Here is a 21,961-nt window from a genome sequence, read left to right as displayed (position 1 = left end):
ACGTCGAATTCACTTCATGATCTGCTTCGTCATGGAAAGATGACTTTTTGAACAACCTCTTATACTTAACCTTTTACCGAGCCGAGGGTCAGCCCTTTGACGAAATATTTCTGAACCATCGGATAGACGAGTATAATCGGACCGATCGTCAGGCATACCGTTGCCAGCTTGACCCCTTCCGCCGGCGGCAGCGTCAGCACATTGCCGTGATTGAGCGACGTGAGCTGCATCTGCGACATGAGCTGCCGAAGAAGCAACTGGAGCGGGTACATATCGCTGTTATCGATAAACAGAAGCGACAGCCACCAATCGTTCCAATATTGCAGGGCGTAGAACAAGCTGATCGTCGCAATGACCGGCGTCGAAATCGGCCGAATAATTTTGAAGAAGATCGTCCACTCTCCAGCGCCGTCAATGTTAGCCGATTCGTTCAACTCATAAGGCAACGAGCGATAGAACGAAACCAAAATAAACGCAAAGAACGGATTCATGACATAAGGAAGCACAAGCGCCCACAGCGTATCTTTCAGATGCAGCCACTGCACGACCAGAAGATAGAAGCCGACGAGCCCCGAGCCGAAGACCATCGGCACGTAGGTCATGAACGAGAGGAAGCCGCCGTATCGGTTCTTTGGATGGGCCAGTACGTAAGCAAACAACGCGGTAACGACGAGGCCGATCACGGTTCCGATGGCCGTTACCGCAATGGTAATGCCATAGCTGGTAAACATTTGCTTGCCCTGAAGGAGGAACCGATACGACTCCAGCGTAAACTCATCCGGCCATATGGAGTATCCGTTCACCGCCAGGCTTCGGGTGCTGGAGAACGAATTGATGACCATCAGCCAGAAAGGAAATAAGCAAACCAGCGCAAACAGAATCAAAAACAGTCCGAACAGGAACATCGCCATTTTATCGGAAATGCCGCTAGTCCGCCGGACTCGCGCAGGCGGGATCAGAGCAACCGGACGATTCATATGAAGTTCACCTCCCTTACTTTCCGCGAAATTAAAGTACGTGTTCAAAAAGTCAGGTTTGCAGGACCGAGAAGGTTGGATGAAGCTAGGGCCAGAGGAGCGGAGCGTACGTTTTTAGTACGTGAGCACCTGAAATGCTTCCTGAGGAAGCATACTTCGTAAGCATTCGCTTAGGCCCAGCTGAATTCAAGATTCGATGTCGAATCCACTTCATGATTTGCTTCGTCATGGAAAGATGACTTTTTGAACAACCTCTTAGAATAGCCTGGAGTCCTTATCGATTTTCCGAACTAAGGCATTAAACGAAACGACGGCGATAAGCCCCATAATAGACTGATAAAACACGATGGCCGATGACATGCTAAAATTGCCAAGCTGCCTTAACGCCCGATAGGAATACGTATCGATGACATCGGTCGTCGGGAAAAGAATCCCGTTATCCCCGATAATTCCGTAGATCATGCCGAAATCCCCGTAGAAGATCCGTCCGACACCCAGGAGTACGAGAATGATGATTTGCGGCTTCAGCAAGGGTAGCGTAATGTATCTCATCTGTTGCAGCCGCGTGGCTCCGTCCAGGCGGGCGCTCTCATAATAATCGGAGGAGAAACCGGTAATGGCAGCGAGCAGAATAATAGAAAAATACCCGGCGCTCTTCCAGATTCGCGTTAAAGTTAGAATAATCGGCCATACCCACGGGGTCTGGTACCAATCGACGGCTTGAAGCCCGCTCATCCCCAGGACACGGTTAATCAGACCGTCCGTATTGTTGAAAAGAATGAATGCCATATACCCTACGACGACCCAGGAAATGAAATAAGGAAGGAAGACGAAGGATTGGATCGTACGTTTAAACCATTTCAAGCGAATTTCATTCAAGAAGAGCGCGATGAGAAGCGCAAAGAACATCTCGAAAATAATGAACAGTGCATTTAAATAAACCGTATTGACCGTAACTTGAATCCAATCCCGATTGGAGAAAAAGAAGACAAAGTTGTCCAGTCCCACCCAATCACTGCCCCATATGCCCTTGCTGATCTGAAAGTCCTTGAACGCTAGCAGATGTCCGGACAGAGGAATGTAGGAGAAGACAACGAGAAAGACGATTCCCGGTATCGCCATCGAATACAAGCCCCGGTTCTTTACAAGATCCCTCAGCATTCCCAATTTACAGTATCCCTCCATTCTATCTGGTCTGTCCGATGTGGCCATATCCTGACAGGTTTATTATGTACGGAAGGAGGTTCCCGGAATAGTCCTCATTGTGTCACAAGGGGTACTAAAGCGCAGTAAGTCTTTCCGGATTCATCTTAATTTGTACTATGTCAAAATGAGGACTTCACACGGAAGTCAGGATATGATTGAGTAAAGAGTGTCGGGTTAGGTTTTTTTATCGAGGCGGCCAAGGTATACCCTTAAACAGTCAGTCCAACAATGAAGCACGGGGTGCTGGAACTATATGAAGATCAAACCTTTTCTACAGAAGACCTATTTGCGTACCTTTCTATTTCTAACCACTGTTCTGATCTGTTCCATGATTCCTTTTGTCTACTTTCTGTCTGCGGAATTCTCGAAATATACCATGCTGGAGGTGCGAAGCAATTCGCAGAACGAAGTCAACAACCTGGCTTCGAAGGCCGAAATGATTCTTGGCAGTTTGAAGTCATACGGGCTCAGCATGTACGCCGATCAGAATATCCAGAACTGGTTCTTCAATACAAGCAAAGATCCGCTCATCGACCATGCTGCGCTCGTCGCCCAATCCAACTTTATGTCTACCGAACCGCTCATCCAGCGATCCTATCTCATAAATTTGAAGCAGAGTCTTATCGTTGACTCCGAAGTCGGAATCGTCGGTTTTGAATCCTTCGCCGACCAAAGCATGCTGGAGCGGGTGAAATCATTCCGGCGCCAATATTTGCGCTTCTATAATCATCCGACGGACGGCTCGGACTGCCTGGCCCTTATTCTGCCCGCGACGCCCGAGAAGCCGTCCGATTTCTATCTCGTGCTCCTGATCGATAAACCGCAGCTGTCAAAGCTTCTGTTCGGCCAAACGATCTCCTCGGAGCAAGACATTCGGATACTTGACGAGAACGGGTTAGTCCTATTAGGCGCGCCCAATCCTGCACTGAACGAACAACTTTATCAAGCAAGGCAGGAGCAGCAAAACAGCGATTTCCAGGTTCGGCTCCCGAATCAGCGGTGGTTCGTCAATACAGCCAAGCTGACTACTGAAGATTGGTCGGTGTACTATTCGACCGAATATCATATCTTGACTCGCCATATATCCTCTTACCAGCAAAAATTGATAACGTATACATTGCTGCTATTGGGAATCGTCTCAGCGTTGTTCTTCTGGAGTTCGCGACGCTCCTTGCGTTCCATCACCTTTATGTCGGAAAAGCTAAAAAAGAAGGTGCCCTTCGCAAACTCCGCGTCCGCTGCCAAGCCGGATATCCAATGGATTAACGACGGCATCGATATGCTGCTGAACAATGTGGATCAGCTTCATGCCTCCATGAGGAACCAATCCGAGCTCGTTCGAAGTGAATTTCTGGCCCAGTGGATGCTGCACGGGACGCCAGGCACCCAGAGCTACGAATACATTCAGACCCGGACCAAGCTGACTTCCTGTAAAGTCCTGTTCTTGGCCGTCCTGCGGATCGAAGCTTATACGGTCTTTTGCGAACGTTACGATTTCCCTTCCCGGAAATTGATTAAGTACGCCATACGTAATATTAGCGAAGAAGTGATTGGCGCCGGTTCTTATGCGGCCGAAGGCTTGGATATGGGCGGCGACCATCTCATCCTGGTCATCGGCGGCCCTGAATCGGGCGAGCTTCAACTGCAACGTCTTCTGGAGGAGGCGCACAACCAGGTGGCGCGCATTCTGCGCGTCGACACAACTGTCGCGATTAGCAATGCCTATGACTTCGGCGCTAATTTCCGGAATGTATATGATCATATCTACGAATTGACGATGCTGCGATTTCTTGACGGTGAAAAGCAAATTTTTCTGGAGAGCGATTATGAAGAGTTTATGGCGGAGTATCCTTCCGCATCCGAGGCACTGGAGACGGCCGAGATCATCAAGGCGATCCGCCGCGGCCGCGCGGAGACCGCCGTCGTTCTGCTGCGCCAGCAGATGAAGCACATCCATGAGCTACCTTATCGCGACTGCAAGCTTAACCTGACCTATTTTACCTACGATCTGCTTAAAAACTTCAACAAATCCAGCGTCTTGCACGAGATCAGCAGCATCCATCAACTGTTGGAGCGGTACAGCACGCTGTCCGAGTTTCAAGCGTGGCTGGAGGGCATCGTCACGATACTCGCGTCCGAGACCGAGGTTCCGAAATCTTCGAACCGCAAGGAAGAGATCGTCCTGGAGATCAAGGAATACGTGGACAACCACTTGCAGGATGCGCAATTATCGATCGAGCAGGTAGCCGACAATTTCTCCTTCTCCGTGAGCTATATCCGGCAGTTATTCAAGGAGATCATGAACATGTCCTTGTCCGAGTACATCCTCCAGGAACGAATCGAGAAAGTGAAAGAGAAACTGGTATCCAGCCAACTCTCGGTGCTGGAGATTGCGGATCAATGCGGCTTTATATCCAAAGGGCATTTCTTCTCCGCATTCAAGAAATTCACGAACCTTACGCCGAAGCAGTATCGGGAAATTCACTGCGTTTAAGAACATGTAAATTAATTTTGATTCAAGGTCCTTGACTATGACGTTAGGTCATAGTGCATAATTCTCTCCAATAAGACATAACTAGGAGTGAGAGAGATGAATATACAATCACTACGTTCAGATCATATTTATCAAAAGGTTGCCCAAGCTTCACCCGAGGAAAAGCTTGAATTATTCAGAAACGAAATGATGGCTCCATTTATGAAACAATGGCAAATTCAACAAATCCCTTTTAGAGCTGAAGAAGCGAATGGTTTTGACGTTATTACGTTTAATAGTATGATGCATCGATCCCCTGATCAGATTACCCGGCAAATTTCACCTGAGGTAGAGTTGATTTCGTCAGATTCTTTTTGGTTAGAGTGTGAGCACGCTGTAAGGAAAAGCCTCCGTCTATTTATAGAACATGAAATAAGTCTCCCCGTATCTGAATACTTGTTTACCATTCAACTAGGGAATCCGGAAAACCGTGCTTTAACCATAAACGAAGGATATAGCGGTTTTGGGGGCATTCCCGGGTTTATCTGGGGTACACTCTTGCCAAATGAGTACACGATTCCTCGAATGAAGGCTGCGCTGGCGCACGAATGCAACCATAATGTGCGATATCAATTTATTCAGTGGGATCACACCGTTAATTTGGGCGAGCTCATTGTAAGTGAAGGATTAGCCGAAAACTTTGCTACGTTCATGTTTGGAGAAGAATTGCTCGGCCCTTGGGTAACGAAAACAAATGCAGAAACACTTAACAGGCGCATTAAGCCCGTGCTCCGAGAGCAATTGCAATTAACGGGGTTTGATCAATTTGCTCCGTATCTTTACGGTGACGAGATCGCAGAACTTCAGAACTTTAAACCGGTCAATATGCCTTACAGCGCCGGCTACGCTTGCGGATATTATTTAATCCAGTATTACTTAAGGAAAACAGGAAGAACGATCTTTGAGGCAACAATAACGCCTGCTGCTCAAATACTAGACGAAGTAAAAGGATTTTGGGATGAAGAAACCATTATTAGCGGTTAAAGATATTGTTCAGATAACAGGCATTACAGCTCGTACCTTGCATTATTACGATAGAATCGATTTATTTAAACCGACACATCTGACGGAAAAAGGGTATCGCCTATATGATCGAACCAGTTTGGAAAAACTTCAAACCATTTTTTTCTTAAAGGAATTGGATTTTTCCTTGAAAGAAATTGCAGACATTTTAAAGCTGACCAGGCATGAACAGAAACAAATATTAAAGAAGCAGGGACAAACTTTATTATTGAGAAAACAAAGACTGGAAAACATTATGACTGCTCTCGATGAATACGTTTCGGGGAATGATATTAGTAATTTGCATATTTTTAAGAGTTCTACCGTTTTGCCATTGAAAGAACAGTATGCCAATGAGGCAAGATTCATTTATTGCGAAACAGAGGCGTACAAAGTGTATAATGAAACGATGGAAAATTTATCAGTAGATGAAAAAGAGAAACGTTTTTCCGATATGGAAGAAATATATAAACAAATTGCATCTTGTATCCATCAGGATCCTTCCTCCGATGAAGTGCAGCAATTAATCGAAGAGTGGAAAGAAAATCTAATGCAGTTCATGACATGCGATGAAGAGTTACTGGCTTGCATTGCTCATACCTACAAATTCGATGCACGATTCAAAAGCTACTTTAATCAATATGGCCATGAGGATTTGGCAGATTTTCTTTACAGCGCAATTATGTATAATATCAATCGGTAATCATCTCAATGAATGGTAAATGCTCAACAATCACTCCCCAAGGTAGCTTGGGCGTGCTACACTAAAAAAATGAGCCCACTTGGTATAAAAATTAATCATTAAGCTAACGGGAACCGTTAGTTGAACGACAACAGAGGCAGTCTAAGACTTTACTTTCACCGAACAGCAACCGCAAAAGGACCCTTCCGGAAAAGCCCAGGGCTTTTTCGGAAGGGTCCTTTTCATTATCTAAACGGTCGGACGTCATTCGATTTTACTTACTTATTCCGGCAGCGGCGAATACGCGATCGAACCCCGCCTTGGAACGGCGAATCAGTTGCTCCGGCTTATCTTTCGGCATGTCCGGCGTCAGAACCTCCTGCGACACGATCCCGTCATAGCCTATATGCTGCAGCCCTCTTAAAAAGCCTTCCAAATCGATGACTCCTTCTCCAGGGTACAGACGATCGTTGTCCCGTACAGCCTCGAGAGGCAAGTTCGGCGCGTCGTTGATATGCACATGAACGATTTGCTGCGCCTGTAGCCGCTTGATGTCGTCTGAAGCCAAACCGTTCGTATGCCAGTGATACGCATCCAGCAGCAAACCGACATTCGGCTCCCCGATCGCGTCTATCCAGTCCAGCGTCTCTTCCATCGTCCAGATGAAAGGGTATTTCCAAGCTGTCCGCAGATGATGCGGTCCGACAAATTCCAGACCCATCCTGATGCCAAAGGCACCGAGGATTTGGGCGCAGACTCGCAGACGCCGGGTGGCGAGCGCTAAAAAGTGAGCAGGTTTTGCGTCGGTCGACGGCAAGATGTAGGTGCAGCAGCGCGTGCAGCCCAACGACTGTGCGGCAGCAGCCGCTTCAGTCAAGCCGGTCAGCCCTGCCCGAAACTCGTCCTCGCCAGCCCTCCATTCCACAGACAAGCCTATCGCACCGATGACGACTCCGTGCTGTTGTAGTTTATTAAGGGCCCCATCCGTTCCCAGACGTTCGATCAATCCCCTGGCATCCACGTCAACCGCCCGAAAGCCGCCCGCGCCTGCCAGTTCGATAAACCGCTCTTCATTTTCCACCGCGCCTAGGCCGTTAAGCGTCAATCCTCTCAGCATTTCATGATCCTCCCTCAATAAACAGAAGTGTCAGTCAGAATTCGATCGGCGTGATCTATTAATTGGAGGTTCCTTGGACCGGCTCAAGCCCCAGCTCCGGATTCGCCAAATCGAGTTTATACATGACTTGATTGTAGTTATACCGCGGCGTCGGGACATGACTCGTGAACGTATTCGTAAAAGTCCCCTCGAAGTAAATCACCCGGCCGCCATCTTTACTGAAGTTCTTGTGCTGGGCCACGTTATAAAAAGTATAATCGTTATGCGTTACGATCTTTTTGGCAGTAGTCCAAGGACCTTGAGGGGCCGGAGCTTCCGCGTACCAGATTTCCCCGAGTACCGATGTCTTACCCTGCATCTGCTGCCCAATCATTACGTAACGCTGCCGGTAATCGTTCCATTCGACGGAGCTGAAGGCGATTTCCACCGCTTCGCCGGTATCGGCATCTTTCAATTGATTATAATGCGGGTCGCCCGCTTGGATCAAACCTAAATTAAGGAGTTCCTTCTCTTGATTCTGGGTAAGCGGCGGCGTGTTCTTTTTCCAGCCCCAGACGAGCTTGCCGTCCGCATCGCGTTCCAGCGACGTTTGAGCCCCGTTGTATGCCGTTCCCGGCGTTAAGCACGTAAACGATTCATATTGGGTGTAGTCGATGATGGCGTCATAGCTGGCGGCAACGCGCAAATTCGGCATCTTGTGTTCGGTAAAGAGCCAGTAGCCCGACCCGTTCTCCTCATAATACGTCGCCTGGCCGCCCGGATGGCGCCAATCGTCTTTGGAAGGGAACTCGACGACCTGCTCGAATTCCTTCGTATTGTCGTTAAAGGCAAGAATGCCGAAGGCGGTGAGTTCGGGATTGTGCGTGCTGTAGCCGGCGAGCAGACGCTCCTGTCCGGCGTTATCCTCGGCGGTCATCAAACCGAACACCCAGGCAATTCCGGCGCCGTCGGGCAACTGCGGCACCAAGCTTTTGACGAAACCGTCGTCCTTCGTAAAATACTTCAGATTTACGCCGACGTCCGGATCCAATCCACCGTTTTGCGGCAGTTTGGAAGTCGCTCCCGTCACGCGGAAGTTCCCCAGCGGATAAGCCGGTCTGTCGGTATCGCCCCAGAACCAGTACAACTTATTGTTGTACTCGATCGTCTGCACGGAATCCTGCCCCATGACCAGACCGTTGATCAGCGGCTGCTGAATCGGCGTATTCAAACCAAGCAGCACGCTGTCGCGGTAGATGCCCTGTCCCGTAACCCGATACAGCCGTTCGGCGATGTTGACCCGGTTCATCTCGATCGTAATCGTCCCCCCAGGTGTGGTCTGTACGGCCTGCCCGCGATTGCCGAACATGTCGGCAGGGAAGTCGTAACCGTGACTCGACAAATGGAAGAAGACCGACTGATCCATCAAGCCGGGCTCGTCGAAAGCCACGACACCGGCACTATCCGTGTAATACAGAACGTTGTTCGTCGTCTTCAGTTCAACAAGAGGAATGCCCCGGCCCGTCTCGGCATCCACGATCTTGATCGCGAATGGCTTCCGGACCGGTTTCTTTGCGCCGCTCACATTCTGCTCGTCACTGCTTCCCGCTGCCTGCTCTGCCATCGCGGCGCCCGGCGCCGTCATGGCCATCAGCAGAATGCAAGCCCATATTCCCGCACTTTTCCACTGTTTCATTTTCATTTACTTACCTCCCGACCTTTGTCGTTTTGATAAAATGAAATCGTTACGCCTTCGAACGTCCTCCACTCAAACCGCCGATGTACTCTCCCCCGCAAACCACCTCCCTGCCTAGAAATATCGCGCCATGCTTCTCCAATTAAGCATCAGGAACCGGTCTGCATGCGCGACCAGTCGAAGCCGATCGCCGCCAGCAGCGCGCGCGCAATCAACAGATGACCGCTCAAGTTCGGATGCACCCGGTCGGAGGCCAGCGCAGTAGGATGCACGTAGTCGAATTGGCCGGCGAAAGCCGCCTGTGTATCCACGAACAGGGCGCCCACCCGCTCCGCAACCCGCTTGGCCGCAAGTCCGAACTCGTCCATCCGGCTGCGCATACGGTCTTCGGCATTCGGCTCCAGATAGAACGGCGTCAGGATCACGAGCCCTTGCAGGCCGGGCTGCGCCGAACGCACCAGCTCTTCCAGGGTCCGCTCGTATTCTTCAAGACCCACATGCGACTCCGGGATCGCGGGTTGGTCGAACTCCCGCCATACATCGTTAATGCCGATCATGACCGTCAGCCAATCCGGCTTCAGATCCAACACGTCCGTCTGCCATCTGTCCTGCAAATCCGAAACCGTATTGCCGCCGATGCCCATATTCGTCACGCGGATGGAGAGCTCAGGATATGCAACCTGCAGCATGGCGTCCACGAGTGCGGCATACCCTTTGCCGACGCCTTGGAACAGCCCTTCCCCGTACGGATATTTACGTTCGCAGTCCGTGATCGAGTCGCCGATCAGGACCAGGCGTTGTCCTTCTTCCAGCCTCATCCCCTACTCCCCCCATTCAGCCGGAGCCGGATCGTCTTCACCTCGAACGGACGGAACTGAAGCCGTATATTTTCTCCCTCGTGCGGCAAATCCGCCAACTTCTCCTCCAGCATATTTGTCTCATAAACCGCCGCGATGGACAGCCCGAAGTGAAGCCCGCACATTACGGAAGCCCCCTTGCTCTCGTACAGACGCACGATCCAATCGCCCGATCCGTCTTCGGCAAGCTTGACCGTCTCCGCGATCACATGGGCTTGATCGATGGAGAGCAACGATTGCGCCTCACCGCTTCCTCCGGACGCGAGGCTGACGGGATAGTTCAGCTCGTAGGCTTCCCGTACGACGGGACTGTCCAGGAACGCGCCGTTCCAGAACGTAAATCCGTAAGTAAATTGGTGCACCCCTTGATCGGACGTCTCGTCCGGATACGTCGGAGCCCGAAGCAGCGTCAAACTCATCGTGTTGTCGTTGACGGAAATCCCGTATTTGCAGTCGTTCAGCAGCGCGAAGCCGCGGTTCGTCTCCGCAAGCGCAGACCACTTGTGTTGAACCACTTCGTAACGATCCGCATCATGCGGACGCGAGTCATGATTCGGCCGCTTGACGTAACCGAACTGGATTTCCTGCAACGACTCGTTCGTGTGAACGCGAACCGGGAAATCGACCTTTAGCAGTTTGTTCTTCTCGCGCCAGTGAACCGTCGTATGGAATTCCACCCGGCGGCTGCCGGCACAGAGCCGGATATCCTGGATCAGGGTCGATTGGTTCAGTTCGCGCTCAACCCGGATATTCGCGAAGAGCGGGCCGTTCGCGGTAACGGATACCTTGGCGCTTGAAGTCAGCTCGACGGGTGCCAAGCGGTAGCGCCGATCGATCTCCCAAGCATCGAAATCCGAATTTTGATCCCGGTACATCCGCATGACGTTGCAGGTGTCCGCCGCCCATTCCGCGCCGGTCTCCTTGTCAATAATAGTCGTTATCTCGCCCCGCTCGTTCATTTCGAGCGCAATCCATTCATTCTCCAGTCGCGATGCCGTGGCAAGGACCGCAGACGTTGCAGGAGCATCCGCCGCCGCTTCCGCTCCGGCCTTGTATGTCGACCAGCCCATCGAAGGGGCCTCCACCTCGGCATAGGTAACGCCTTCGTGCAATTGCACCGGCAGAACCGCTCCGTTCCCGTCCGCAAGGCCATGAACGCCGGCAGGCAGCGCGACCAGTTCCTTTCTCGGCCAGGACAGCGAGTTAAAAACGGTAAACCGGGAAGCATCGCCGTCCGTGAGCGCGTCCCTTGTATCCGAAGCCAAGCCGTACACGTTCTCGTTCAACGCCTTCAGCTCGATCTGCGCCTCTTCATGGACGCGATGGATGGAGGAGCCAGGCAGAATATCGTGGAACTGGTGCAGCAGCAGAGTCTTCCATAGCCGGTCCAGATCCTCGTAAGGGTAATCCCGGTTATTCAGCAGCTCCGCCGCCGCCCCCCATAGCTCCGCCTCGCGGAAACCGATTTCCGCCTTCCGGTTCAGCTTTTTGATGATCGCTTGCGTCGTGTAAGTCCCGCGGTGAGCAGGATAATAAAGCTCTCCTACATATTTGGCGTCAGGAATGCCTTTTTCAATCTGATCCTCGAAAAATTCAATCGGCGAGCCATGCTTCGTCTTGGGAACACCCTCCAAGTTACCGAGCCGGCGCATAAATTCGAGATCATCCCGATTGGAGCCGCCGCCTCCGTCGCCGTGTCCGAATTGGGTAAGCCGCGTAGAAATGCCTTCAAGCTGAACGCGATCGTTCCACTGATCGATTAAGAACGACGGATTGATCCGAATCGGGTAGTAATCGCCGTAGTTCATCAGATGCGTCAACACTTGCGAGCCGTCGATCCCTTCCCACAGGAACGTATTATGCGGAAACGGGTCCGCTACATTGTCGTAAGTACCGAACAATTTGGTAGACGCGAAATAACGGATCCCGCAACCCTTCATAATTTGCGGCAGGTTTCCGGTATATCCGAATACGTCAGGCAGCCACAGCATCTCGTTGTCCACGCCGAATTCGTCCTTGAAGAACCGCTTGCCGTGCAACGCCTGGCGGATCAGGCTCTCGCCGCCGGGCAGATTCGTATCGGGCTCGACCCACATGGAGCCTTCGGGAACGATTCTCCCTTCCTTTACCGCCTGTTTGATTCGCACATACAGCTCCGGATACAGCGTCTTGACCAATTGGAACAAATACGGCTGGCTCTGGGTGTAAGTGTATTCCGGGTATTCGTCCATGAGCGCCAGCTGATTGGACAGGGTCCGCGCAATCTTCCGCTTCGTCTCCGCGATCGGCCACAGCCAGGCGACATCCAGATGGGACTGTCCCATCAGGTACAGGGTCGGCGCCGTCGAACCGTTCACGCAGGAGAGAAGCGGCTCCATGATCTTCCGGCACTGCTTGGCGTTCTCACAGAGCGATTCCTGACGCAGGGTCAGGTCGATGGTCGCGAACACTTGAGTCAGGCAACGATCAATCTCCGCAACGCGGAGGGATTTGGCTTCCAGATGATTGCGAAGATCGTACAAGCACTCCAAATCGATGAAAAACTGATAGACTTCCTCTTCAAAAACGCAGAGCTGCGACTCTCCGAACGTCGGCCTGGAATCCGAATGCCCGGCGTACGCTTCCGCGACGATTTCAAATGGCTCGCCGGCTTTCGCCGAACGGGTTAAAGTTAAGTAATGATGGTTAAGGTCTTTCGCCCCGCTCACGATGCCGTTAATGTATACGGTCGCCTCGGAACCGAAATCAAGCATGGCCACAAGCCGTTTGCCTTCGGCCGCTTCGGGAACGACGACGGCCCCACGGAACCAGCCGTATCCCCATTTTTCTCCCCACCGTTGACCCGGAGCAATGCTCCCGAACGGTTGTCCCTCCATTTCATGAATGAACCGTTGTTCCATTGTCGTAAAACCCGAAAAATCTATGGAAGAAAGCTTCGTGATCATAAATTGATCTCTTTTGTTCAGCAGCTTTTCCGCATGGAATAAAATCTCTTTTTTTTCATTCAAGGTTTCTCACATCCTATGGTTTCGTTATCTTTGATTTAATCCTATGGACTTGCGACATACCGCCCCTCCGCGGGGGAGGGACGATTAATTATTAGTTTCCTAGCGCTCTTTGTGCGGCATCGTTATAGATTTTCAGCGCTTCGTCGATGTTGCCCATTTTTTTGACCTTATCGATGAAGGCCTGCCAATTGTCGAAGCTGTTCTTGCCCGCTACGAATTTGGCCTGTTCTTCCGTAACGAACGTCTTGATCGGGTTCATAATCTCCGAGACCCGCTGGCTTTCGCTGCCCGTGAGTTGAATCGACGGCTCACTCAACCAGGAAGGGACATAGTCGTTCTCGGGCATCGGCAGACTCGTCAGGAATTCCGCCTTCTCGATCGGTACCTCTTCATACTTGCCGTTAAATACCGTATAGTCCGTCGCGGCAAAATCCACGAACGCTCTTGCGTCGCTCACCATCTGCAGGCCGGGATTATGATTTCGGCTTGCGCGCATGCCGTATTTATCGCCCTCCAACCAGGGATCCTCGGCCGTTTTCAACGAGTCGACAAAGGTCGGAACGCCGTCTTCCCCCATCGTATAGGTCGTGCCCTCGATCCCCCAAGTGATGAGTTGGATCATTTCATCCGAATATTGATAATCGATGAATTTAATCAATTCTTCCGGGTTTTTCACTTTCGAACTTACGCCGTAGACTCCCCAGCCCAGATCAGGGGTATTGCCGTTTACAACCTCCTGCCAGGCTTTTCCGTACTTCGGATTGTCGGGATACAACGAAACCGCGAAAATCTTCTCGTCGTTGGCCGTTCTGGTATACTCAGCCGGCGTCGTAAACCACTGCGTCAGCCACATGAGGTTGTCGCCGTTCAGCGCTTTTCTTTTCAGCGTATCGTCCGTATCAATGGTGTACTCCGGATCCAACAGCTTCTCCGCATACAGCTTATTCGCAAATTGGAGCGCATCTTTATAGCCTTCATCCAGAACTCCGTATACGTATTTCTCGCCGTCCCAGAAAATTTCGTCCCGGAGATGGTTCGCGGAGAACAGCGATCTCAAGCTATTCCATTTGGTCGCGACGGGATATTTGTCGGGATAGAGCTCTTTAAGTTTTTTGGCAGCCTCGTAAAATTCATCGAGCGTTTCCGGAATTTTGATGTTATTGGACTCGAACACGTCATAGCGGTAAGCGGACGTATTCTGGATGAGCATGCCGCGGTCCTCGGGAAATCTGGGCGTGGAGGTTTCTTTGAAGGTGTACATTTTGCCGTCGGCGTTCGTTACCCGCTTCATCCCGTTCTTTACCTTGCTGATATAGTTCATATAGTTCGGCATCAAATCTTTATACTGGCTCAACTCGAGAAGCTGACCTTGTTCGGCCATTTCGGTCGTATCATAGAATAAAGGCGTCACGAAGAAGTCCGTCAGATCGTCGCTTGCGATCATGAGCTTGACCTTCTCGTCATACTCGGAAGACGGAATATAGTTGTATTTGATTTCTACCTTCTTGCCCATATAAGCTTCCATGCGTTTGTGCCATTCCTTGCCTACCATACTGTTCGGATTGTCCACGCCGCTCGCGGGCAGCGTCACCGAGAAGCGCACCACTTCCTGACCCTGATCGTTTCCCTTGGCGGCAGAATTTTTGGAATCCTTCGAACATCCGGAAAAAACCATCAGCGCGGCCAACCCAAGGATCAGCATTTTTGCCAGTTTGTTCATTCAATTTCCCCCTAATTCGCACAATAAACCGCTTTTTCAAATCCACAATCCGCTTGCAATGAACCGTCTGTCTGCGCACTCACCTCCTTGCACCGCCGCATCCGCCCTCAGCCTTTAATGGAGCCGACGAATATCCCTTTGGTGAAATGCTTCTGGAAGAACGGGTAAATGCACATGATCGGAAACATCGTAATAATAATGACGCTCATTCGTACCGCCTTCGGATCGAGCGTGTCCCCCGGGCCGTTGACGGCGACCGAGCCGCCTCCGATCCGCCCTTGAATCGCAGTCGTATCCAAGGTGAACAAGTAATTTCTCAATACCATCTGCAAAGGATACTTATCCTGATCCCGCAAATAGATCAAAGCTTCGAACCAGCCGTTCCAGCTTCCGACCAGACCGAACAGCGCAAAGGTTGCAAACAGCGCCTTCGACAACGGCAGGATGATCTTGAACAGAACGACCAAATCGTTCGCCCCGTCGATATAGGCGGAGTCCTTCAGCTCGGCGGGAATATTCAGAAAGAAGGTTCGAAACAGGAATACGTTATAAGCACTGATCGCACCAGGAAGAATCATGACCCAAAGCGTATCCAGCAGGTTCAGACTGCGCATAAGCAGATAGGTCGGAATCAAACCGCCGCCGAAAAACATCGTGATCATGAGAAAAATGGTCAAAAATTTCTTGCCCGCAAATCCCGGGATCGTGAGCGGATAGGCCATCAGCGCCGTAAACAGCAGCATGATGCCCGTAGAGCCGACCGCATAAATGATCGAGTTCAGATACCCTTTGAAAATGTACGGATCGTTAAATACCGTCGTATAGGCTTCCAGGTTAAATCCCTTGGGCCAAATCGTTACGCTCCCGGAGGAGATGTACCGCGTGCCGCTGAGCGATGTCGCGATGATGTTCAGAATCGGATACAGTACAACAACCAGGATGAATAGCATGATAAGAAGATTTATTGCATCGAAAGTTCTGGAACCTAAGCTAGCCTTTTTCAATATCCCACCACCTAGAACAAACTCGTCTCTGATACTTTGCGGCTTATCCAATTGGTCAAGAAAAGAATACTAAAGGAAATCACCGACATGAATAATCCGATGGCCGTCGTATATTCGTATTGCGCACCTAGTATACCTTGGCGATAAACATAGGAACCGATGACATCCGCTACCTCGTAAGTCTCTGGCGAATAGAGCAGAATGATCTTCTGGAAATCGTTCCCGAGGATGCCCCCCACGGCGAAAATCAGCAAAATGATCGTAGTCGGCTTGAGCGACGGCCAGGTGACGTTCAAAACCTTTCTCCATCGGCCTGCACCGTCCACCTCAGCTACGTCATACAGCGTAGGATCGATTCCGCTTAATGCGGCAAGATAGATGATCGTGCCGAACCCGACGCCCTGCCATATGCCGGAAGAGATGAAGATGGTCCGGAAATAGCCGGGTTCGAGAAGAAACATGATCGGATCTCCGCCGAAGAAGCCGACAATTTTGTTAAACAAACCGTCTCTCCCCGTAAATTCCTTAAGCAGCCCCGCAACAATGACGACCGAAATAAAATGCGGGAAATAAGAAACCGTCTGTACAAGCTTCTTAAAACCCTTGTTTTTCAGTTCATTAAACAACAGAGCCAATATAATCGGCGCCGGAAACGACCATAATAAAGTATACAAACCTAGAAGCAACGTGTTCTTCAAAACCCGGAACGCCATGGGATCGTGAAAAAAGGAAGTGAAGTACTTGAACCCCACCCACTCGCTTCCCCAGATCCCCTTGGACGCGTTGAAGTCTTTGAAAGCGATTAAAATTCCGTACATCGGAAAATAGTGAAAAATCAATATCGTCAGAAAACCGGGAAGCACCATGAGGTAGAGATAGCGGTGCTTGTAGATTCTGGCCGCCAGCCTGTTATTGGTTGTCTTCAAAGAAACACCTCCTGACTGTTAACATGTTGTGGTCGGTTACGGCAGGCACTACGGGTCGCGGACGCATGAGCCCTTCCATTGGGTTCGCCTTATATGTAAGCGCATTCATTTCACCTCCAGGCAGTATCCTGACGTTCGTCGAAAACGCTTTTGCCTTCGGCTACCGTCCCCTACAGATAGGAGCATCATGGTGTCTCACAAGTTGTTATGCTAAGTAGAAAATAACACATACTATTTAACTCGTCAACACATCAGAAATAAATAAAATATCCTCTATAACTAGGTATACTATCTGTGAATGATCCCGAACTGGCGATATAAATGCGGCGTCAGGCTATGTCTCCGCTTGAACAGGTCATAGAAATAACTGACATTATCGAGTCCGATCTCCAAGCTGATGTCCACGATGTCCATATCCGTGTTCAGAAGCAAGTTCTCGGCATAGGACATTCTTAATTCGTTAATATACTGGGTCGGAGATATCCCGAGATACTTCCTGAACATTCTGCATACGTAGGCATGCGATTTGCCCGATATTTGGACAAGCGCAGCCGTTCCCCGCGTGAAGTGCTCTTTCTTTCTCGCTTCCCGGCATAGCGCCCTAAACCATTCCGGCTGTCCGTTTAGTTCGATGTGATCCGCCTCGGCCTTAATATACCGGGAGAACAAGTCGGTCAAGATGGCTCTCACCTCCGCTTTGAGGGCCGGCTTCTTCTCCTGCGGGATCAGACTAAGCTGGTCCAGCCGGTACCGTACGTATTCCTTCTCCGTTTTGGACAGCAAGGTCGACGGCGGCATGGCCGGCTCCAGCAGCCTTTCGCTCGGAAACCCTTCTCCTAAGAAAGCAATCAGGTCGTCCAGGACCTCCCGATGGAACGACAAATTGATGAACCGGCAATCGCTATCCGAAGTCTGCTCATAGTAATGAACGTCCCGGTCCCGTATGAACACGAGCGTATTTTCCCGCAGCAGCTGCCGGTTGCCGTTTATGACATGCACGACGCTTCCCTTCAGGATAAGAAACAATTCGAAGAAGTCGTGCGTATGCATGCCGATCGTATCGCGCACCGAAGCGATCAGCCGATAGTGGGCCTGAATTTCAGAATCGATGCCGTCCGCCGCAAGTAACTTCAACATAGCGATATTCCTCCTTGTTCGTATACTTTTTGACCATGACAAGTTTCTCCGATGTCAAAACACCATAATGCATTCAAAAATGGAGCAAGATTTGGGGCAAAGCTATCGCTTAAGATAGAATCGTTATTGAAGCCTGAAAGGAGATTTGCCAGATATGAACTTAATGGAACTGCGTCAGCAATTCGAAGCCGACAAACGCATATACGAAAGCGCCAAGCTTGTCTTCCGCGGAGTCGATGGCTTCGATGTGTACAATCCTTCGATTCCGTTTGAATGGAACGGCAAGCGTTACATTTACGGACGCGTGGAAAGACGCCTGGAGTGGGCAAGGTCTTGGGTTCGCCTGTTCGAGCAGAGCGGTCCCGACGAGTGGACAGCCGTGCCGGATACGATGATTTATCAGCTTGAAGACCCTTATATTAGCGTCATCGACAAACACATCGTATTGGGCGGCACGCATGTTCGTAACAAGCAGGGACGGCTCGATACGTTCTACGGATATTTCTACAAAGGCCGCGATCTTCATGATCTCTACTACTTCACGACCGGACCGGATTATATGAAAGACATTCGACTCGTAGAGCTCCGGGACGGCAAGATCGGCGTCTTCTCGCGGCCGCGCGGCGAAGAGGTGCGCAAGGAATTCGGAAGCGAATCCTTGGTGGGATTCACCGTCATCGACGGCCTCGACGACCTGTCTCCCGAAGTCATCGAGAACGCTCCTTATATCCGCGGACTGTTCCAAAAAGATGAGTGGGGCGGCTGCAACCAGGCTTACTTGCTCGAGAGCGGGAAGATCGGCGTCATCGGCCATATCTGCTATGCGCAAGGAGATACATCGACCTATATGAATATGGCTTTCGTAGTGGACCCGCAGACCAACCAATTCTCGGATTTGAAAATCATCGGCACCCGTCCTTGTTATCCGGATGGTCCCGCCAAGAAGCTGCATCTGACCGACTGCGCCTTCACCGCCGGCATCGAAATGCGTCCCGACGGCAAGGTCAATCTGTACAGCGGCATCGGCGATACCGAAGCGGGCCGCATCGTTATCGACTACCCGTTCGAGAAGGAAGGCGCCATCGTAACCTTCTAAATAAATGCTCAAGCATCGAGCTGCCGGATTGCCCGGCGGCTCTTTTTTATGTCCGTTGGCGGCGTGATGCGGCGCAAGCAGCTTCCTTTCCCTTTACAAGGTGCCTCCCTTTTTATAAGTTATTATAATATGTTAAACAAAACACATACCTTATTTGAGCTCATAGTAATACAGATGTTCCCAAAATTCAAACCTTTTATCTCATTTCGCCCCATTTTCACCCTGATTTCTGAAAATAACCTGCCTATTCGACAAAACTTTTTCCAGAATACGCTCCAAGTACGTATGCTTTTTAAATATATATGCGCTATAATTGAGGAAATGTTAATACGAGGTGAACCTACTTGAGCAAGAAGGACTTGGCTCTGCCAAAGTACCAGATGGTGAAAGACTATGTCTTATCCCAGATCGAGAATCAGGAATTTACGAAGGACGACCGGATTCCCAGCGAATCGGAATTTTCCAAACTGCTGGATGTCAGCTCCATTACCGTCCGCAAGGCGCTGTCGGAGCTGGTGAACGAGGGCGTCATCTACCGCGTCAGAGGGAAGGGAAGCTTCGTGGCCAGCCAAGCGGCCGTCCCGGAAAAGACCTCCAATCTGGTAGCCTTCGTCATCTCCGGCATCGACCTGTACGATAGTTCGTATATGCAGATCATGAGAGGCATTCAATCCTTTCTGGGCAAGCAGGGTTGCAAGCTGATCATCGAATTCGTGGAGAACGACTTCGACCAGGAACGGGAGCTCGTTCTGGAACTGATTCAAACGGAACTCAGGGGAATCCTCATCTATTCCTCCAATCCCGAAGCGGCGAAGGGCTATCTCGGGGAAATTCGCAAAAAAGCGATTCCGTTCGTGATGCTCGACCGTTCCCCTTCCGGCTATCCGGTCAACGTCGTCACCTGCAACAACCACGACGGGGCTTATGAAGCCGTAGAATACCTGATAAAGCAAGGTCATCGCCGAATCGGATTCGCGGCTTACGACTACCACCTGAGCCCGGAGATTGACAGATACAACGGCTATTACAACGCCATGTCGAACGCGTCCCTCCCGATCCCCGAATCGCTCTTGTTCCTGAACAAGGAAATGGACTACGCCGCGCTGGCGCGTCTTATCCAAAACGGAGAACTGACCGCCCTGTTCTGCGCCAACGACAAACGGGCCTTGGAGGTAATCGAACAGCTCACCGCCCTTGACATCCGGATCCCCGAACAAGTCTCCCTCATGGGCTTCGACGATTTCGAAAGCTCCAAATTCGCCAAGGTCGCCTTGAGCACAGTGAAGCAATATTTCGACGTCCTCGGTTACGAAAGCGCTAAGCTGCTGTTCGAAATTACCGAAGGCTCGTCTTACGGCAACAAGAAAGTCATGTTGCCTACTAGCTTGGTGATACGGGATACGATTAAGGCGGTTTGAGGGTAGGGGTAATGACAAAGAAGGCCATGTAGTATGCTGGTCATTGATGCGCGGGGATGTTTGATGCGATGCAATTGGAAGTTTAAAGCAAAGAAGAAAGACCACCCTTGAGGGTGGTCAGATTGTCGAGAAACCTCTGTACTTATTAAAGTACAGGGTTTCTCTTTGGTTTCCCTCCTGCCTATCCGGGCGAGCCCGGCGGATCACCCTCTTCATCATGTTTTTTCCTGGCAGCCGTCTTCCGTGCTTTCACCTGACATTATGCTGTCCTCGCAAACGGCAAAAACGACGAACCCAATGCATTGGCTAGGCCGATACCCAATAGCGTCCTTTTCGGACCTTATTTGTTCATTTGGGGGAGTTTATAGAAAATAGCGTCCTTTTGGGGCGCTATTTTACTCCAACCCGGGTAGAAGAACTCCAAATGGCTATTCTCTACGAAAATAAGGCCCAAAAAATCCACTATTCCTTGCGATACGTCCAAAAAACGCGAAATAGCGTCCTGAAAGGACGCTCAGGCTGTCGAGAAAGCCTCGATAGCCTTCAATCCTCGTGACGTTAAAGAATGAAGATGTTTTCGTACAGCAGCTCGGCACTCAAGACCCGCAAGCAAACAAGCTTTTCGGCGCGAGACTACCGCGTACAAGCCCGGTAGGAGGTTGGCGATATGCCCGCGTGACTCTTGAACTGGCGGGAAAAATGCGCTAGCTGCATGCCCAGTTGCTCGGCAATATCGGCAATGCTCGTATTCGTGAAGGTCAGTAGCCGCTTGGCTTCCTCCATCCGCTTTTGCTGCACGTAATGCATGGGGGTGACGCCCATGATCTTTTTGAAATAAGGAATAAAATAGTTCGGATGCAGGTGTACGAGGTGGGCCAGCGCTTCGATCTCGATCGACTCGCACAGATGCTCCTGAATATACGCCAGCACTTTTCCCAGCTTGTTTCGTTCCGTCATTTGCATGTAATCCTTCAAATAATCGTGATACCCGCCCTCTTCCAGACAGCACGCAATCAGATTCAGCAGACAGGCCTGCATCCGCAGCCCGGCAAAAGGGCCTCCGCTCTGAAATTGGTGAATCATCTCTTCAAACGTCAGACGGACGTACTCCGGATTACGCACACTGCTGATATAGAGCTTGCTCCCCGCATGAAACAGCGGCCAGCCTCCCACCTGGGCATCAAAATGGCAAAAATATCTAGAATACGGATTGTCCGGATTAGTATACGTGGTTTGGCTGGAACCCGCAGGCATGATCATTAATTGATTGGGAAGCGGGTAATACGTCTCGCCATTGATCATGACGGAGCCTTCCCCTTGAGGAATGAAATACAGCCGGTTAAAGCTCGGGGACAGCTCCGTCCGGTTCCAGCCCGGAAGGCCGCTTTTCAGTTGGGCGTGCGTTACCGTCACGGTCAAGCTTTCGGGCATTCTCCCGGCCAGAAGCTCCATTTCATTCCTCATTTCTCCCCATCCTCTCCGTGGATTCCTCTTCTCTTTTGATTGTAGCATTGCGAGCGATATTTAACACTTTCACCTTAATTTTATGCAAAAGACGCTTAATCTCCGTCATTCTCATTCCCGAATATTCAAGCTAAGCTAA

General features: G+C 50.7%; 16 protein-coding genes. 5 read left to right on the top strand and 11 right to left on the bottom strand.

Annotated elements, in window-relative coordinates; translation table 11 throughout:
- Nucleotides 1–65: 65 nt before the first annotated feature.
- Together DFP94_RS16145 and DFP94_RS16140 are read right to left on the bottom strand one after the other, a co-directional pair.
- Entirely contained in the window at nucleotides 66–977 is a 912-nt protein-coding gene (locus DFP94_RS16145; protein ID WP_114497492.1) for a carbohydrate ABC transporter permease, read from the bottom strand.
- 255 nt (nucleotides 978–1,232) lie between these two features.
- The gene (locus DFP94_RS16140) at nucleotides 1,233–2,144 is read right to left on the bottom strand and encodes an ABC transporter permease (protein WP_114497491.1); all 912 of its coding nucleotides are present in this window, start codon (nucleotides 2,142–2,144) and stop codon (nucleotides 1,233–1,235) included.
- 292 nt (nucleotides 2,145–2,436) lie between these two features.
- On the opposite strand from DFP94_RS16140, the gene DFP94_RS16135 reads away from it, so the two are divergent.
- From DFP94_RS16135 to DFP94_RS16125, 3 genes are all read left to right on the top strand, one after another.
- Nucleotides 2,437–4,677, top strand: a complete 2,241-nt coding sequence (locus tag DFP94_RS16135) for an AraC family transcriptional regulator (RefSeq protein WP_114497490.1) — start codon at nucleotides 2,437–2,439, stop codon at nucleotides 4,675–4,677.
- A 96-nt stretch (nucleotides 4,678–4,773) separates the two neighbouring features.
- On the top strand, nucleotides 4,774–5,700 hold the full coding sequence (locus DFP94_RS16130) for a DUF2268 domain-containing putative Zn-dependent protease (RefSeq protein WP_114497489.1): 927 nt from the start codon (nucleotides 4,774–4,776) through the stop codon (nucleotides 5,698–5,700).
- Nucleotides 5,675–6,421 carry a MerR family transcriptional regulator gene (locus tag DFP94_RS16125; RefSeq protein WP_114497488.1) on the top strand — a complete coding sequence of 249 codons (747 nt, stop codon included), beginning with the start codon at nucleotides 5,675–5,677 and terminating at the stop codon, nucleotides 6,419–6,421. Before DFP94_RS16130 ends, DFP94_RS16125 begins: the two co-directional genes overlap by 26 nt.
- A 253-nt stretch (nucleotides 6,422–6,674) precedes the next feature.
- Here the strand turns inward: DFP94_RS16125 and DFP94_RS16120 are convergent, their stop codons facing one another.
- From DFP94_RS16120 to DFP94_RS16085, 8 genes are all read right to left on the bottom strand, one after another.
- Nucleotides 6,675–7,517, bottom strand: a complete 843-nt coding sequence (locus DFP94_RS16120) for a sugar phosphate isomerase/epimerase family protein (protein ID WP_114497487.1) — start codon at nucleotides 7,515–7,517, stop codon at nucleotides 6,675–6,677.
- Between the two features lie 58 nt (nucleotides 7,518–7,575).
- On the bottom strand, nucleotides 7,576–9,198 hold the full coding sequence (locus tag DFP94_RS16115) for a hypothetical protein (RefSeq protein WP_114497486.1): 1,623 nt from the start codon (nucleotides 9,196–9,198) through the stop codon (nucleotides 7,576–7,578).
- 143 nt (nucleotides 9,199–9,341) lie between these two features.
- Nucleotides 9,342–10,010, bottom strand: coding sequence for an SGNH/GDSL hydrolase family protein (locus DFP94_RS16110; RefSeq protein ID WP_114497485.1), 669 nt, complete (start codon nucleotides 10,008–10,010; stop codon nucleotides 9,342–9,344).
- A complete protein-coding gene (locus tag DFP94_RS16105) occupies nucleotides 10,007–13,057 on the bottom strand; it encodes an alpha-mannosidase (RefSeq protein ID WP_114497484.1) in 3,051 nt (1,016 codons plus the stop codon). The genes DFP94_RS16110 and DFP94_RS16105 overlap by 4 nt, the downstream gene beginning before the upstream one ends.
- Before the next feature lie 91 nt (nucleotides 13,058–13,148).
- Entirely contained in the window at nucleotides 13,149–14,777 is a 1,629-nt protein-coding gene (locus DFP94_RS16100) for an ABC transporter substrate-binding protein (RefSeq protein ID WP_114497483.1), read from the bottom strand.
- A 107-nt stretch (nucleotides 14,778–14,884) separates the two neighbouring features.
- Nucleotides 14,885–15,781 (bottom strand): carbohydrate ABC transporter permease, encoded by an 897-nt coding sequence (locus DFP94_RS16095; protein WP_114497482.1) that lies wholly within the window; start codon nucleotides 15,779–15,781, stop codon nucleotides 14,885–14,887.
- Between the two features lie 11 nt (nucleotides 15,782–15,792).
- Nucleotides 15,793–16,707 carry an ABC transporter permease gene (locus tag DFP94_RS16090; protein ID WP_114497481.1) on the bottom strand — a complete coding sequence of 305 codons (915 nt, stop codon included), beginning with the start codon at nucleotides 16,705–16,707 and terminating at the stop codon, nucleotides 15,793–15,795.
- 288 nt (nucleotides 16,708–16,995) lie between these two features.
- Nucleotides 16,996–17,844: a helix-turn-helix domain-containing protein gene (locus DFP94_RS16085; protein WP_114497480.1), complete on the bottom strand. Its 849-nt coding sequence runs from the start codon at nucleotides 17,842–17,844 to the stop codon at nucleotides 16,996–16,998.
- 154 nt (nucleotides 17,845–17,998) lie between these two features.
- On the opposite strand from DFP94_RS16085, the gene DFP94_RS16080 reads away from it, so the two are divergent.
- Together DFP94_RS16080 and DFP94_RS16070 are read left to right on the top strand one after the other, a co-directional pair.
- The gene (locus tag DFP94_RS16080) at nucleotides 17,999–18,940 is read left to right on the top strand and encodes an MTP-1 family protein (RefSeq protein ID WP_114497479.1); all 942 of its coding nucleotides are present in this window, start codon (nucleotides 17,999–18,001) and stop codon (nucleotides 18,938–18,940) included.
- A 344-nt stretch (nucleotides 18,941–19,284) separates the two neighbouring features.
- Nucleotides 19,285–20,358, top strand: a complete 1,074-nt coding sequence (locus DFP94_RS16070; protein WP_114497477.1) for a GntR family transcriptional regulator — start codon at nucleotides 19,285–19,287, stop codon at nucleotides 20,356–20,358.
- A 633-nt stretch (nucleotides 20,359–20,991) separates the two neighbouring features.
- Here DFP94_RS16070 and DFP94_RS16065 read toward each other — a convergent pair.
- On the bottom strand, nucleotides 20,992–21,822 hold the full coding sequence (locus tag DFP94_RS16065) for an AraC family transcriptional regulator (protein ID WP_114497476.1): 831 nt from the start codon (nucleotides 21,820–21,822) through the stop codon (nucleotides 20,992–20,994).
- Nucleotides 21,823–21,961: the final 139 nt, after the last annotated feature.

The organism is Fontibacillus phaseoli, assembly GCF_003337355.1.
Taxonomy (GTDB): Bacteria; Bacillota; Bacilli; order Paenibacillales; family Paenibacillaceae; genus Fontibacillus; species Fontibacillus phaseoli.
Note: the sequence above shows the minus strand (reverse complement) of the source record. Positions and strands in the feature narration are given on the sequence as shown.